Source organism: Nonomuraea sp. NPDC049625, from assembly GCF_040675285.1.
In the GTDB taxonomy this organism is placed as follows: Bacteria; Actinomycetota; Actinomycetes; order Streptosporangiales; family Streptosporangiaceae; genus Nonomuraea; species Nonomuraea angiospora_A.
Map to the genome: position 1 here is coordinate 1 of NZ_JBFAOQ010000021.1, position 12,853 is coordinate 12,853.

Genomic DNA, 12,853 nt, shown 5'->3' on the forward strand with positions numbered 1-12,853 from the left:
CCCGGTGTTCAGCAATGGACACGCCGGGTTCGGGAGGGGGTCACGGGAAACGGACCGGTAGCGATACCGACACCGCGCCCGTGGCCTACCTCACGGTGCACATCACTGAAACCTGCCACCGCAGCGCCGACACCCAAGACATCCTCGCCGACCCCGGCACGAGGCCGCCAAACCTGATCACGAACGTGGCCACCACCGACGCCACCGTGCCCGACACGGCGATGACCGAGACCATCCACCAGCACCTGGCCCGGCGCGGCCTCCTGCCCGCCGAGCACTACCTGGATGCCGGCTACTCCTCAGCCGAACTCATCGTCGCCGCCCGCCAACAGCACCAGATCAACCTGATCACGCCGTTGCGGACGGACAACTCCGTCCAGGCCCGCACCCGCAACGGCTATGACCGCACCGCCTTCACCGTCGACTGGGACCGCCGGCAAGTCATCTGCCCGCAAGGACAGACCAGCACCTCCTGGACACCCTGCCGGCAAAAGGAACAGCCGATGATCGTGGCCGCCTTCCCGCTCAGCGCCTGCCGCCCCTGCCCGGTGCGGACCTTGTGCACCAGCGCCCAGCGCAGCGGCCGCCACCTCACCCTGCACCCACGAGCGATCCAGGAAACCCTCGATGCTGCCCGCGCCGAACAGACCACCCCCGCCTGGCGGGACGAATACACCCTCCGGTGCGGTATCGAAGCGACCATCCACCAAGCCGTCACGGTCGCTGGCCTACGCCGAGCCCGCTACCGCGGCATCAAGAAAGTCCACCTCGAACACATCGCTTCCGCCATCGCGGTCAACCTGATCCGCCTGAACGCCTGGTGGAACGGCCAGCCCTTGGAACGCAAACTCACCAGCCACCTGGCCCGACTCGAACCAGCCCTGACCGCCTGAAACGAGTTAACCAGCAGGGTCGTACAGGCATGACGATCCAACACGTCACCACCACCGCGACCGCTCCCGCCAAGTCACTCAGCATCGGCGATCTGGCCGCTGCGGCGTGACAAGGGTGAACGCGCCACCCATGCGCACCAGACGCGCGCCAGCTAGCTGGACGGCCGCCGCGTCGACCGCGCGTGGACTCGGCCGAAGGCGGCTTGACCACTGCTTGGACGGGCCTGCGATCAAGTCGGGCGTGTCCCGCCCGCCAACGCTTCCATCCAACACTGAGCTCTTTCCGTGCGCCCAGCAGAACGGAGGTGAGGCTACGTGAGTAGCTGATCTTCGTGTTCGTAAGCTCGTCGTCGCTTGCCGGTGTGAGTCCGGTCCGGGTAGCTGCCAGGAGGCCCGGTAGCAGGCTGGCGGTTTCGTCTGGAAACGGGCGGGGTCGAAGCCCAGCGTCAAAGGCCCTGTAACAGGGGGAGCGACGGTGCGGTCCGTAGCATGAAGCGAAGCCTGCGGCGTCGTTACTCAGCCTGCTTTCGGGTGGGAACAGGGAGAGCCGAGCCCTTCGAAATCGGGGTGAAGGCCATGGAAGCGGTGAAGAGCCTGGAGGCGCAGCCGTGAAGAACTCCCCGGCGTATGGGGCGCGGAACGTATCGATAGTGACGGCGGGAACTGGGGAGACCCTCCCCGGCCCGATGACCTGCGGAAATTGTCATCGGAGCGTGGCGTCCTATAACCGATGACCTCGGGAAGTGGATCGCTGGCCGGGTGGGCGTCGGAGGTGGCCGTAGTACTGCTGGAGCCGACCGGACAACACAACCGGCGGTGAGGGAAGGGCCACTACTTCGTCGATGCGCAGCGTCTTTGAGGAGGAGGCCCGGTGAGTGCCGTCTCGGCTAGTCCCGCCGTTTTGGGATCACGTCCGCGTGATCCGGTCCGTGCCTTGCAGCATGCGCTCTACCGGGCGGCCAAGGCCGATCCCGGACGTAGGTTCCACGCGCTGATGGACAAGGTCTTCCGCAGAGATGTCCTGCAGCACGCGTGGGTCGCGGTGCGCGTCAACAACGGTGCACCCGGCATCGACAAGACCACGCTGGCTGAGGTCGAGGAGTACGGCGTTGACCGGCTCCTTGGCGAATTGGCCGACGAACTGAAGACGCAGCGGTATCGGCCGCTGGCTGCCAGGCGGGTGATGATCCCGAAGCCGGGCAGTGGAACCGAGCAGCGGCCGCTGTCGATTCCCTCGGTTCGTGACCGCATCGTGCAGGCGGCGGTGAAGATCGTGCTCGAGCCGGTCTTCGAAGCCGATATGGCCGATTGCTCGTTCGGGTTTCGCCCGCGACGGTCGCCGCATGACGCTCTGCAGGTGCTCATTGATGAGCAGCAGCGGGGGCGGCGGTGGGTGGTCGAGACGGACATCGCCAACTGCTTCACGGCGATTCCGCATCAGGAGTTGATGCAAGCGATCGAGGAACGCGTCTGTGACCAGTCCGTGCTCAAGCTGCTGCGCGTGATCCTGCGCGCGGGGGTGATGCAGGACGGGCAGGTCCGACGAGGGGTCACCGGAACGTCGCAGGGTTCCCCACTTTCACCGTTGCTCTGCAACGTCTACCTGCACCGGCTGGATCGGGAATGGGACGGAAGTGATGGGACGTTGGTGCGGTTCGCTGACGATCTGATCGTCATGTGCTGGTCGCAGAGCCAGGCCGAGCGGGCGCTGAGGCGCCTGGTCGATCTGCTGGCCGGGCTCGGCTTGGAGCCGAAATTGGCCAAGACCCGCATCGTGCACCTGCAGGTGGGTGGCGAGGGCCTGGATTTTCTTGGCTTTCATCACCGGTTGGTGCGCTCACGGGGTGACCGGGGCAAACCGAAGGTGACGTTCCTTGCGCGCTGGCCCGCGGACAAGGCTATGCAGCACGCCCGTGACCGGCTTCGGGAAATCACCGACCGGCGCAGGCTGCCATTACGGCCAGAGACGATCGCGGAGGATCTGAACGCCTTCCTTCGCGGCTGGGCCGGGTACTTCAAGTACGGGCACTCGGCCAGGAGTCTCAGCAAGATCAGGCGGTATGCGCAACAGCGGCTGGCGCGGTTCGTCAGCAAGAAACACCGCCGCAGCGGCGCGTTCGGCTGGTGGGTGATGACCTGCTCCCGGCCGATCGATCTGGGCCTGATCAGCTTGTATGGAATCGTCGTCGCACCCAGGGCGGGCAAGCCCTGGCGGGAGAGACCGAATGCCGGCGGTGAACGACGTCGGTGAGCCGGGTGCGGGAGAACCGCATGCCCGGTTCGAAGCGGCGGGAGCTGGAAACGGAGTCATGAACCTGGTCATGGCCACTGGGGTGGCACACCCGTCCGGGAAACCGGCGGAAGGAAGGCCCCAGGTCCTACCGCCAGGAGAAGCCGCCGCGCCAGCTCCCGACCCTACATCGTGACGGCACTGGTCAGGATGGGTCTGCGGGAAGCGGTGGCGGCTGAGAGGAGGCTCCCGATAAGACAGCAGTCGACCAAGATCCGATGCCCCAACCGGGAGCCTCGTTGCTGTCTTACCGTGCCTCCATTCCACTGTCCAACCACACCCTGATCCGCCTGGCCGAACTCATCCGCATCCGGCGCGCCGAACGCCGCTCTCGGTGGCGGAAGTTAGACCCGGCCCGGCAAGCCCTGCTGGTCCTGGCCCACCTGCGCAACGGCGATACCTACGCCCGCCTGGCTGCCGGCTTCGCCATCGGCACCACCACGGCCTGGCGCTACATCCGCGAAAGCGTGGACCTGCTCGCCGAGCTGGCCGACGACGTGCACGCCGCCGCCGAGCGGGCATCCCGGCTGGCCTACACCATCCTGGATGGCACCCTCATCTCGATCGACCGCCTCGCCGACGAGCGGCCGTACTACAGCGGCAAACACAAGCAGCACGGGATGAACGTGCAACTGCTGGCCGACCCCGCGGGCCGGCTAGTGTGGGCCTCACCTGCACTGCCGGGCGCCACCCACGACGTGAGCGCCGCTCGGGCGGTGGGCCTGATCGACGCCTTGACCAGCGCCGGCGTGAAAACCTTTGCGGACAAGGGCTATCAAGGCGCGGGCGGCACGATCCGCACGCCGTTCAAAAGGCACCGCCATCGCCCCTGGTTGTCGCGTGGACAGCGGGACGTTAACCGCGCCCATGCCCGTATCCGGGCCATCGGCGAGCGTGCCGTCGCGACCCTGAAGTCCTGGAAGGTGCTGACCAGGCTGCGCTGTTGCCCGCATCGCGCAACCGCACTCGTGCAGGCGATCCTCGTGCTGCAGCTGGTGGAAGAAGGCCGCTACTCAGGATGAAAAGGGCTCACTTCTGTTGGAGGTCGTGCGGGTCTGGCTTTACGGTTCGACCAAAGGTGGTCGATACCCGGCAGCGCAAACGGCGCATTTCACCCTCGCTGCCGGTCCGCCGATGTGCCGGACGCGTGCCGAAGAGCATGTGACGAGCATGAACTCGGCCATCTGTGACCCGTCGGAGGCGGTCGAGAACCGGGAAAGCCCAGGTCAGATGGGGTGTGGAGTGGTAGGGCGCCCGGGGCTCGAACCCGGAACCTACGGATTAAAAGTCCCGAGGTCCGTCGCTGCATGTCGGAGTATGTCGCAGGCGGTTGCGCAGGGTTGGGAAGTGTCGCTGCGAGCGCGTTCTACCTAGGCATTCAGTGACAAAACAATAGTGGCGATTTGTTTATGAATGTCATATATTCGTCACTCTCGCTTGGTGGTTGGTTGCTCGGGGCGTCCGGTGTGGATTCCGATGTCGATTTTGCTGAAGACTGAACTGTCGCGCTGTCTCAACTCGGCCTTTTCGAGCTGGTGTTGAGTCAGGTGACAGGGAAGCACCCGCTCGTCAACTCGGGACGGTGGACGGTGACCTATTTTCCAGCTGGTTCGCCGAGTGGGCCTCCAGGGGCTGGGTTGGCTCTGGCAGGAAGCCTGGCGCGGTGGCCTTTGGCTGATGAGCATCTGCGTCGGGCTGGCCGCCTGCCTTCACGTCCTATGACGGTGCCGAGCGTTCCGCCGCGGTGCGGGGCCGACAGGGCCGCTGTCGGCCCCGATTTCCGGGAGGCATCGCACGGGGCGCCTGGCGGTTGATCGCGTTCGGCTCGCCAGGAGGGTTGGTGTCGGGCGCCGCGCCCCGGTCGAGATGCAGGGCGTCCCGCATACCTGCTGTGGACGACTGTATGGGAGACCTGATCGGCCAGGATCGGGAAGTACCTGAAGGCGCCTGGCATTAGCAGGTATTGTCGAATATTTGCTTGATCGGTTGTCCTAACTCGGGCCTTGAGACAGGTATTTGGATTAGTGACAGGGATCAGCGACCCGGTGCTCGGGCCACACCCACATGACCGAACTCGCCACTACCTCGACCACCGTTCTCAATTTCACCACCGAAACGTCGTCCATCACCTTCCCGTCACCCGCGAACCTCGCCGTCGGAAGCGGCGTGAGGCGGGAGGTGTGGGCCCCTGAGTGGGGGCATCTGCCGCTGATCGTGTGGCTGGCCGCGGCGGACGCCGAAGCGGCCGCTTGCCGGACGCCAGGCTGCCGGCGAGTGCAGGGGCGCATGCGGACCTGCTGCTGTTCACACGACCGAAGTTGCACTCGGCGTCGGGGCCGTCCGCGCCTGGGTCTGGCCTGTCAGACGGCCGCCCGCTGGAGTAGGTCGGTTCCGTCCCCTCGTCCTTGGCACCGAATCGGGCCGGGAACTGGGGTGCGGGCACTGACCTGTGGATTTCGCTTGACGCGGGCCATAGAGCTGGGCGTCGATACCGCTGCCGCCAATCCCGGCCGCGTACCGGCCCCCGCGTGCCGGGGCTGTATCCGGCCTGTCGTGAACGCGACGGCTGCACCCAGCAAGGGGCGGACGCGGCCGGGGCGGTGGCGTAGCGCCCGTCACAGCCCGCCACGCCGGGGCGGATCACGCACCCCGCGCGGCCTGAATCGGCCTTGTTCGTCAACGTATGTGGAGGAGATGGATGACCAGTACTACCCCTGCCAGGGGCTCGGTAGCCGATGCCGTCGGGGTGCCTGAGGTGGTGGGCCTGCTGGCGGCCGGGCGGCTGCTCGGGATGGGCTGGACCAAGGCATACCGGCTGGCCAACGCGGACGCGTTCCCGCGCCGGGTGTTGCGCATCGGCGGCTGGTACGCGGCGCCGATACGCGGGCTGTGGGCGCTGCTCGACCTCACCAACCCGGACCGCAGTGGCCGTCCGGCAAGCGAGAAGGGATAACTCACGATGACAAGCAACAACCCCGGCACCACCGCAAGAGAGACCCGCGCGGTCGCCAAAGGCACCACGTTCAAATCGTGTGCGTGCAAGGACCCGGTCACGGGCAAGCGGCTGGGCAAGTCCTGCCCCGGACTGCGCATCACGCACAGCGACGGCGGCCAGCGGTGGAGCACCGCCCACGGCACGTGGGGATATCAGCTGGAACTTCCCGCTCACGCTGACGGCAAGCGGCAAAACCCCCTGCGCCGCCGTGGCTTCGCCACACTGGAGGCTGCCGAGGCCGAGCTGGAGCACACCCGCGGCCTGCTCGCTCTCGACCCCGACCTGGCGGTGCGGCGGCAGATCACCGCGCTGATGCTGTCGGTGCTCAAGGACACCAAGTGCTTGCCCGATGTCGAGGAAGTGCGGCGCAAGGTCCGCACTCGCCAAGACCTCAACCGCCATGTCACGGTCGCGGAGTGGTTGGCGGAGTTCCTCAAGCGCAAGCGCGCCATCGAGCCGACCACAAGGCGCTCCTATGAATCCCACGTCCGGCTCTACCTCACCCCCTACCTCGGGAGCATCCGGCTGGACAAGCTACGGGTCTCCGACATCGCGGGCATGTTCGATGCGATCGAGGAGTTCAACGACGCCATCGCCGCCGAACGTGCCAGTGGCGATCCCGCCCGCGTCCTGGCGGTTCGCTACCGGCGACCGGTCGGTCCTACGAGCATGCATCGCATTCGCGCTACCCTCCGCCATGCCCTGAACATGGCGATTCGACAAGACCGGCTCCTGGATTTCAACCCCGCCTCCGTGGTCGAACTGCCAGCGATCGACCGGCCCAAGCCGCTCGTATGGACCGAGGAGAAGGTGAAGCAATGGCGTGAGGATCACGCCGCGCACCTCAACCTGCTCCAGCGAGCCCGTGAGGGGCGGCGCGTAGATCCGATCGTCGCCTACATCAGTACGCCCAGGCCCTCGTCGGTGATGGTGTGGACGGCCGAGCAGACGAAGGCGTTCCTTGCCTACGCCCGCAAGGATCGGCTGTTCGTCCTGTTCCGGCTGATCGCTACGCGCGGCCTGCGACGCGGTGAAGGCGTGGGTCTACGCAAGCCGGATGTCAACTACTCCACCGGGAGGATCGGGATTCACTGGCAGATCACTCAGCTCGGCTGGGAGCCGATCCAGGGCGCCCCAAAGACCGATGCCAGCGACCGCGAGATCGCCGTCGACGCCGAGACGATGACCCTTCTGAAGGAGCACGACAAACGCCAGAGGCGGGAACGGCTGGCCGCGGGCGAGGACTGGATCGAGTCCGGGTTCGTCTTCACCGACGAGATCGGCCGGCCCCTGCACCCCCAGCACGTCACCGACCGCTTCTACGGCATCTGCTATCAAGCAGGGTTGCCGCCGATCCGGCTGCATGACCTGCGCCACGGCGCCGCGACCGCCATGCTCGCGGCCGGAGTGGACATCAAGATCGTGCAGGAGACCCTCGGGCACACCTCCTCGGCGTTCACCCGCGACACCTACACCAGCATCTACCCCGAAGCCGCCGCCGCGGCAGCCGAGGCAACCGCTGCCTTCCTCACCGGATCTCCCGCACCTGCGCCCCGGCCAGTACCTCCCGGACGGCGCATCCCGCGCCCCGGACAAGGCGCGACGGACGAAAGGGCCACAGGCAAGGGCGGGACGGTGATTCACCTGCCTACCAGCTAGTTACAGGCGAGGTTCACAGGAGGCAGGTCAGCCGCACACAGACCTGCCTCCTGCTTGTCCAGCACCATCCACCTGGCAGGAGCGACCTACACGCCACCACGGTGATCATCTCCGGTCACAGCGCAAAGAGACGCTGCGCCGCTCGATTCTGGGCAACAACGTTGACCATCGCGCACGCGTTGAAGACCGTGCCCACCAGGGCCGCACCATCCGGGCCGGCGGAGTGATGTCCTTGCCGCCACCGGCTGCGTCGTACATGGCAATCTCGGGTTCGGCTGAATGCGGCCTCCCTCAGGCGACGCGGCAATGCTTCGTTCACGGTCGGCCATCAGGGCTTCTTCAGATGTGGACACCTCACGCAGGCGTGGGATGGGTGGGGCGGGAGGACCTGCTCAGCGCTTACCGCACGCCAACGGCGTGATGCACGCTCTTAACGGTGTCCGCGGCGAGTCTCGTCATCACCAAGGGGACCTTCCACGGACACCTATTACTGTAGGTGAGACTGATACCCCCAGATCCGATCAAATCGGAATGGTCAAGGCCACGCAATCACGCCGTCGGTTGCTCGATGGTTGCTCTTCGGCTAACGGCACCCTGAAACACCAAGCGACATTTTTGGATATTCTTGGCATGGGCATTCCTGGACAGAGCGACGCGTCGGGCACATTGCGTAAGCATCCGACACAAGAGCCACTGACTCTTAATCGGCGGGTCCGGGGTTCGAGTCCCTGGCGGCGCACCGCACGAAAAGGGCGAGGATGCCAAGGCATCCTCGCCCTTTTGGGTTGTCAGGATTCGACGCTCTCCGCGTTCTCCGCGTTCTCCGCGTTCTGCGCGCTCAGCTGCGCCTCCTGCTGCACTTCCTGGATCTGCTCCTGGGTGACGTTGAGGTTCCCGAACTCCTTGACCGCCTGGTAGTACGTCCAGGCCAGACCGTTGCAGGTGGACTTGGAGACGCCCGAGTACTTGGCGCACACCTGCTTCATGTCGTAGTAGAACGAGTCATCGATGCGCGACTTGTTCGCCGGGAACTGGCTCACGTCCTTGTAGTTGCGGTAACCGAAATCGTGCCTTCTGCACGGCATCCGGAAATCGAAGCCGAGCGGCTGGTCCGGGCTGCTCGAGCACAGGTCGGTCGACCAGTCGAAGGCGTAGTCCGCCCACGCGGCCTGGTTCTCCCAGGCCGCCCGCCAGGACGAGGCGCTGGCGGCCGTGGGCTGCGAGAAACCGGAAAGAGCGGCGAGCTTCTGCTCCAAGGTCACCGCGTGGGCGGGCAAGGCGAACCCGAGTACGGTGATCACAGAGAGGGCGAAAGCGGCGAGTAGCGCGCGGGATCGTCTGACCATGAGGACCTGCTCCTGTTGCCGGGGGGTCGGATGCACGTCCTCACGATGACCCGAAACCCTCGGGAAGGGCAGAAGCAGATCTTGCTCAATTCCGAAACAAGGGTTCGCCGAGTCTCGATCTTTACATGACGCCGCTTTTCTGTCAGTCGTTGAGTCAGTGAGGCCCGATGCCCTCCAGGGTGAAGCGCGCGTTCCACTCCCGCACCCACCTCCGGCCGAAGCCCTCGGCCGAGTTCAGCGGCGTGGCGGCCGCGTCGAACTTCCCCGTCACCGGGTCGAAGGCGAAGCCGGTGGCGGTGTCCTTCCTGACGTTGTAGGAGTCGAAGTCGGGGTTGAACGTCTTGTTGCTCAGGCCGCCGGCGTCGTCGGTGTAGGCGAAGCCGCCCGACGCGATGCTCACCGACCGGGTCAGCACGTTGTGGGACGGCACGTACACGGAGTCCGGGTCGCGCCAGACGTACGCCTCCGTGCACTCCGTGGTGCCGACGGCGGTGCAGGTCCGCCCGCTCGCGTCCGCCGGGACGTACCAGGACCGGATGTTCGGGTACTGGCGGCCGTAGTGCCGGTACCACTTCTCGATGTTCTCGCGCGTGTTGGTGAAGCCGGTGCCGTCGCCGGCCTTCAGCATGTCGTTGAAGCGCTCGACCACGACCTTGGAGTTGGGCACCGGCAGCCGCCCGCCGCTCTCGTGGTAGAGCTTGTCGTGCCCGACGTACGTCACGTCCTTGAACACGTTGTCGGTCGCGACGTTGCTGTGCCCCGACTGGTAGAACAGGCCGTGCTGGGCCCCGTCGAAGAAGTTGTGGTGGATCACCATCCCCGACATCCCGTCGTCCATGTAGACGGCCTGGTTGCCCTTCGGCCCGACGTTCCTGAAGAGGTTGTAGGAGATCACGTTGTTCAGGTACGTGTAGTCGCGGCCCGCGTAGATCACCCCCTGGTCCGAGGCGTGCGTCACGAGGTTCTCGAACCGGTTGTGACTCACCTCCATGTCGTTGCCCATGATCTGGATGGCCATGTGTGGCGCGTCGTGGACGTTGTTGTACCTGAAGGTGTTGCCGACGCCGTACAGGTAGCCCGCCGGGGTGTAGGTGGCGAGCTTGGAGAAGTCGTAGATCTCGTTGTGCTCCACGACGTGGTCGCCGCGCTCCAGCGAGTCGCGGTCGCCGCCGGCCGTGAACACCCCGCCGCCGCCCAGGTCGTGCAGCCTGCTGTTGACCACCCGGTTGCGGTGGCCGCCCCGGCTCGTGCGGTACTCGGCGATGGCCGTGATCGCGTCGTTGGCCTCGCCGATCGCGACCGCGTCCATGCTGACGTTGAGGATCTCCAGGCCGTCGATGGTGCACGACTCCGCGTCCAGCAGGCGTACGCCGGTGCCGGTCGTGCCGTTGAGCTTCAGCCCCTTGAGCGTCACCCCCTTGACGTGCTCCAGCGTGAAGAAGGGGGCGTCGAAGGAGGTCAGGCTGATCCGCTTGCCCTCGACCGTGCCGCCGGGCGGGTAGTAGTAGAGGGCGTCGCCGCCGTTCCAGCGGTCGATGTAGTACTCGCCCTCGGCGTCCAGCTCGCTCAGCACGTTCTGGGCCACGAACGACGTCCACTTGTCCGTGGCGGCGTACATCGTGGGGTAGCGGGTCCTGAGCTCGTCACCGTTGACGGAGTCGATGCGTACGCGGTCGTTGGCATAGTTGTTGCCGAAATATCCGGACAGCCAGCCGTCGGTCTCGTACGTCGTGTTGTCGGCGGTCCCGCCGGGCGGGGCCCACGTGGCGGAGCGCTCCTTGAGCGCGGGGTCGACCGCGGTGTAGGCGGGGCCGGGCAGCTTCAGCATGTCCTCGTAGGGCAGGGTGGTGCCGTCGGCGGTCTTGTCCGAGAAGTAGTCGCGGGCGCCCTTCGGCGCCTCCTTGACGGTGAGGTCGGCGCGGTCCAGCTTCTCGCCGCCGTTCGGATACTGCGCCAGGGTCTGCGCGACGTCGTCGGTGATCAACTCGGGCGCGTACGGCTGCGGCTTCCAGTTGAACCCGTTCTTGTTGAGCCGCCCGGCCGGGATGCCCTCGGCGGCCAGGTCGTAGACGTAGACATTGCCGGACACCGAGTCCCGGACCCGCGACCTGGACGACCATTTGGCCTCGCCCGCCGGGAGGTCGCTCAGCCTGCGGAACTTCTCCGGCGAGAGCGTGGTGACCCCGGCGAACTCCACCCGCTCGCCCGGATAGGCGGCATAGGTGACGTAGGAATTGCGCTCCCCGCTGAGCTGGACGGTCCTGGACGTCCGGTAGACGCCGCCCCTGATGCGGACCGTCCCGGGGGAGCGGGCGCTCGTCCGGCCCGCCAGCGCGTCGCGGGCCTGCTCGACGGTCGCGAACGGGTCCTGCTCGGTGCCGCGGGCCCCTTCCCTGCCGTCCGGTGACACGTACACGGTGAGCGGGGCGGCGGCCGCCGCCGGGGCTTGCGTCGCGGCGGTCGCCGGTAAGGCCGCGACCAGGATGACCATCACGTTTCTGATTCGGCTGCGTCGCACCATAATCGATAAAATATTACGGGTGTGACCCAGAGATCAATCGTTTGACCGAGGCCGACCCTCAGCCGTCGTGGAGACGGTGGAAGTCGTCCAGGCTCTGGCGGTAGAAGGCGAGATCGCTCTCCAGCTTCTGCCTGGTGAGCCGATGGGGCTCGGACTCCCGCAACGCCCTGCCCATCTCGCTCCAGAAGTCGTCAGGGGACAGCTCGGCGGCGCCGCCGGGGAAGAACTTCAGCGCCTCGGCCACGGCGTCGGCGGCGAAGCGCCAGTCGGTCTCGATCCTGCCGAACGCCTCGGGGTCCGAGGGGTCCGCGGCGAAGAACAGCGCGCCCTCCAGAGCCCGGCTCGCGTAGGTGGTGGCGATGAGCACCCACTGGCCGGGGTCGATCAGCTCGGAGAGGCCGGTGCCGAAGATCAGCCCCGCCTGCCTCGCCACGACCTCGGCCTCCTCGGGAACCAGGACCTCCGTGCCGCCGAGCCGCACCACCCAGCCGTCCGGGTCCTGCTCGACCACCGCCCGGCGCGACGCGCCCGCCTCACCGCCGCCGGCCACCAGGTCGAAGTAGACGTACGCCTCCACGAGGGAACGGGCCAGACCGCGCTCAGGCATGCCGGCCCGCCAGATCCTGGTAGGTGTCCCTGACGACGAGCAGCCGGTCGAGCTGGAACCTGCCGGGGTCGGCCGCCCGCAACTGCTGCCCGCGCTCGGACCAGAACCCGTCATCGGGCACCGCGTCCGCCCCCGGCGGCACGAACTTGACGACCTCCTCGACGGCCGCGGTCGCGACCCGCAGCGTGCGCCTGGCCTCTGCCTGGTCGTCCACCGGCACGTTGCCCGCGCTCAGGTCGGCCACCCACAACCATTCGCCCGCGTCGAGCAGCTCGGACGGCTCCGTCCCGCCGAACGTCGGATAGCCGGTGGGCAGCACGGGACGCTCCGGCAGGCCGAACAGGTATTCCCGGGCCGTCCCGCACTTCCCGCACCCGCCGGAATAGCGGTTGACCAGCCCTTCCTCGACGCTCACCAGCCCGCTGTGCCAGGTCGTGTCCACCGACCCGCAGGCGCACGGGTGCAGATCGAGGTAGAGATGCGCCTCATCCCTCGTCCGCGCCACCGCGAATGCCATAGCCGTCCTCTCCTCGGGAGTTCCA

The 12,853-nt window shown here is 66.7% G+C and carries 9 protein-coding genes; 5 read left to right on the top strand and 4 right to left on the bottom strand.

Going from position 1 to position 12,853, the window contains the following annotated elements; translation table 11 throughout:
• The 5 genes from AB0J87_RS54080 to AB0J87_RS54100 all read left to right on the top strand — a co-directional run.
• On the top strand, positions 1-893 hold an 893-nt coding region (locus tag AB0J87_RS54080; RefSeq protein WP_363981597.1), incomplete at its 5' end, for a transposase.
• Between the two features lie 871 nt (positions 894-1,764).
• Positions 1,765-3,144 carry a group II intron reverse transcriptase/maturase gene (gene ltrA, locus AB0J87_RS54085; RefSeq protein ID WP_363981600.1) on the top strand — a complete coding sequence of 460 codons (1,380 nt, stop codon included), beginning with the start codon at positions 1,765-1,767 and terminating at the stop codon, positions 3,142-3,144.
• A 278-nt stretch (positions 3,145-3,422) separates the two neighbouring features.
• Complete coding sequence (locus tag AB0J87_RS54090; RefSeq protein ID WP_363981603.1) at positions 3,423-4,205, top strand: transposase family protein; 783 nt, start codon at positions 3,423-3,425, stop codon at positions 4,203-4,205.
• A gap of 1,676 nt (positions 4,206-5,881) precedes the next feature.
• Positions 5,882-6,136 (top strand): hypothetical protein, encoded by a 255-nt coding sequence (locus tag AB0J87_RS54095; RefSeq protein ID WP_363981606.1) that lies wholly within the window; start codon positions 5,882-5,884, stop codon positions 6,134-6,136.
• 6 nt (positions 6,137-6,142) lie between these two features.
• On the top strand, positions 6,143-7,837 hold the full coding sequence (locus AB0J87_RS54100; protein WP_363981609.1) for a tyrosine-type recombinase/integrase: 1,695 nt from the start codon (positions 6,143-6,145) through the stop codon (positions 7,835-7,837).
• A gap of 788 nt (positions 7,838-8,625) precedes the next feature.
• Here AB0J87_RS54100 and AB0J87_RS54105 read toward each other — a convergent pair.
• The 4 genes from AB0J87_RS54105 to AB0J87_RS54120 form a co-directional block, all read right to left on the bottom strand.
• On the bottom strand, positions 8,626-9,183 hold the full coding sequence (locus AB0J87_RS54105) for a phospholipase (protein WP_363981612.1): 558 nt from the start codon (positions 9,181-9,183) through the stop codon (positions 8,626-8,628).
• A gap of 154 nt (positions 9,184-9,337) precedes the next feature.
• Positions 9,338-11,674 carry a right-handed parallel beta-helix repeat-containing protein gene (locus AB0J87_RS54110; RefSeq protein WP_363982041.1) on the bottom strand — a complete coding sequence of 779 codons (2,337 nt, stop codon included), beginning with the start codon at positions 11,672-11,674 and terminating at the stop codon, positions 9,338-9,340.
• Between the two features lie 88 nt (positions 11,675-11,762).
• Positions 11,763-12,311, bottom strand: coding sequence for a hypothetical protein (locus tag AB0J87_RS54115; protein ID WP_363981615.1), 549 nt, complete (start codon positions 12,309-12,311; stop codon positions 11,763-11,765).
• Entirely contained in the window at positions 12,304-12,828 is a 525-nt protein-coding gene (locus AB0J87_RS54120; RefSeq protein ID WP_363981618.1) for a hypothetical protein, read from the bottom strand. Before AB0J87_RS54120 ends, AB0J87_RS54115 begins: the two co-directional genes overlap by 8 nt.
• Positions 12,829-12,853: the final 25 nt, after the last annotated feature.

What these genes read in the sequence shown, in the direction of transcription:
- AB0J87_RS54095 (WP_363981606.1), top strand. Translation starts at nt 5,882, where the DNA reads ATGACCAGTACTACCCCTGCCAGGGGCTCGGTAGCCGATGCCGTCGGG.
- AB0J87_RS54100 (WP_363981609.1), top strand. Translation starts at nt 6,143, where the DNA reads ATGACAAGCAACAACCCCGGCACCACCGCAAGAGAGACCCGCGCGGTC.
- AB0J87_RS54105 (WP_363981612.1), bottom strand. Translation starts at nt 9,183, where the DNA reads ATGGTCAGACGATCCCGCGCGCTACTCGCCGCTTTCGCCCTCTCTGTG.
- AB0J87_RS54110 (WP_363982041.1), bottom strand. Translation starts at nt 11,674, where the DNA reads ATGGTCATCCTGGTCGCGGCCTTACCGGCGACCGCCGCGACGCAAGCC.
- AB0J87_RS54115 (WP_363981615.1), bottom strand. Translation starts at nt 12,311, where the DNA reads ATGCCTGAGCGCGGTCTGGCCCGTTCCCTCGTGGAGGCGTACGTCTAC.
- AB0J87_RS54120 (WP_363981618.1), bottom strand. Translation starts at nt 12,828, where the DNA reads ATGGCATTCGCGGTGGCGCGGACGAGGGATGAGGCGCATCTCTACCTC.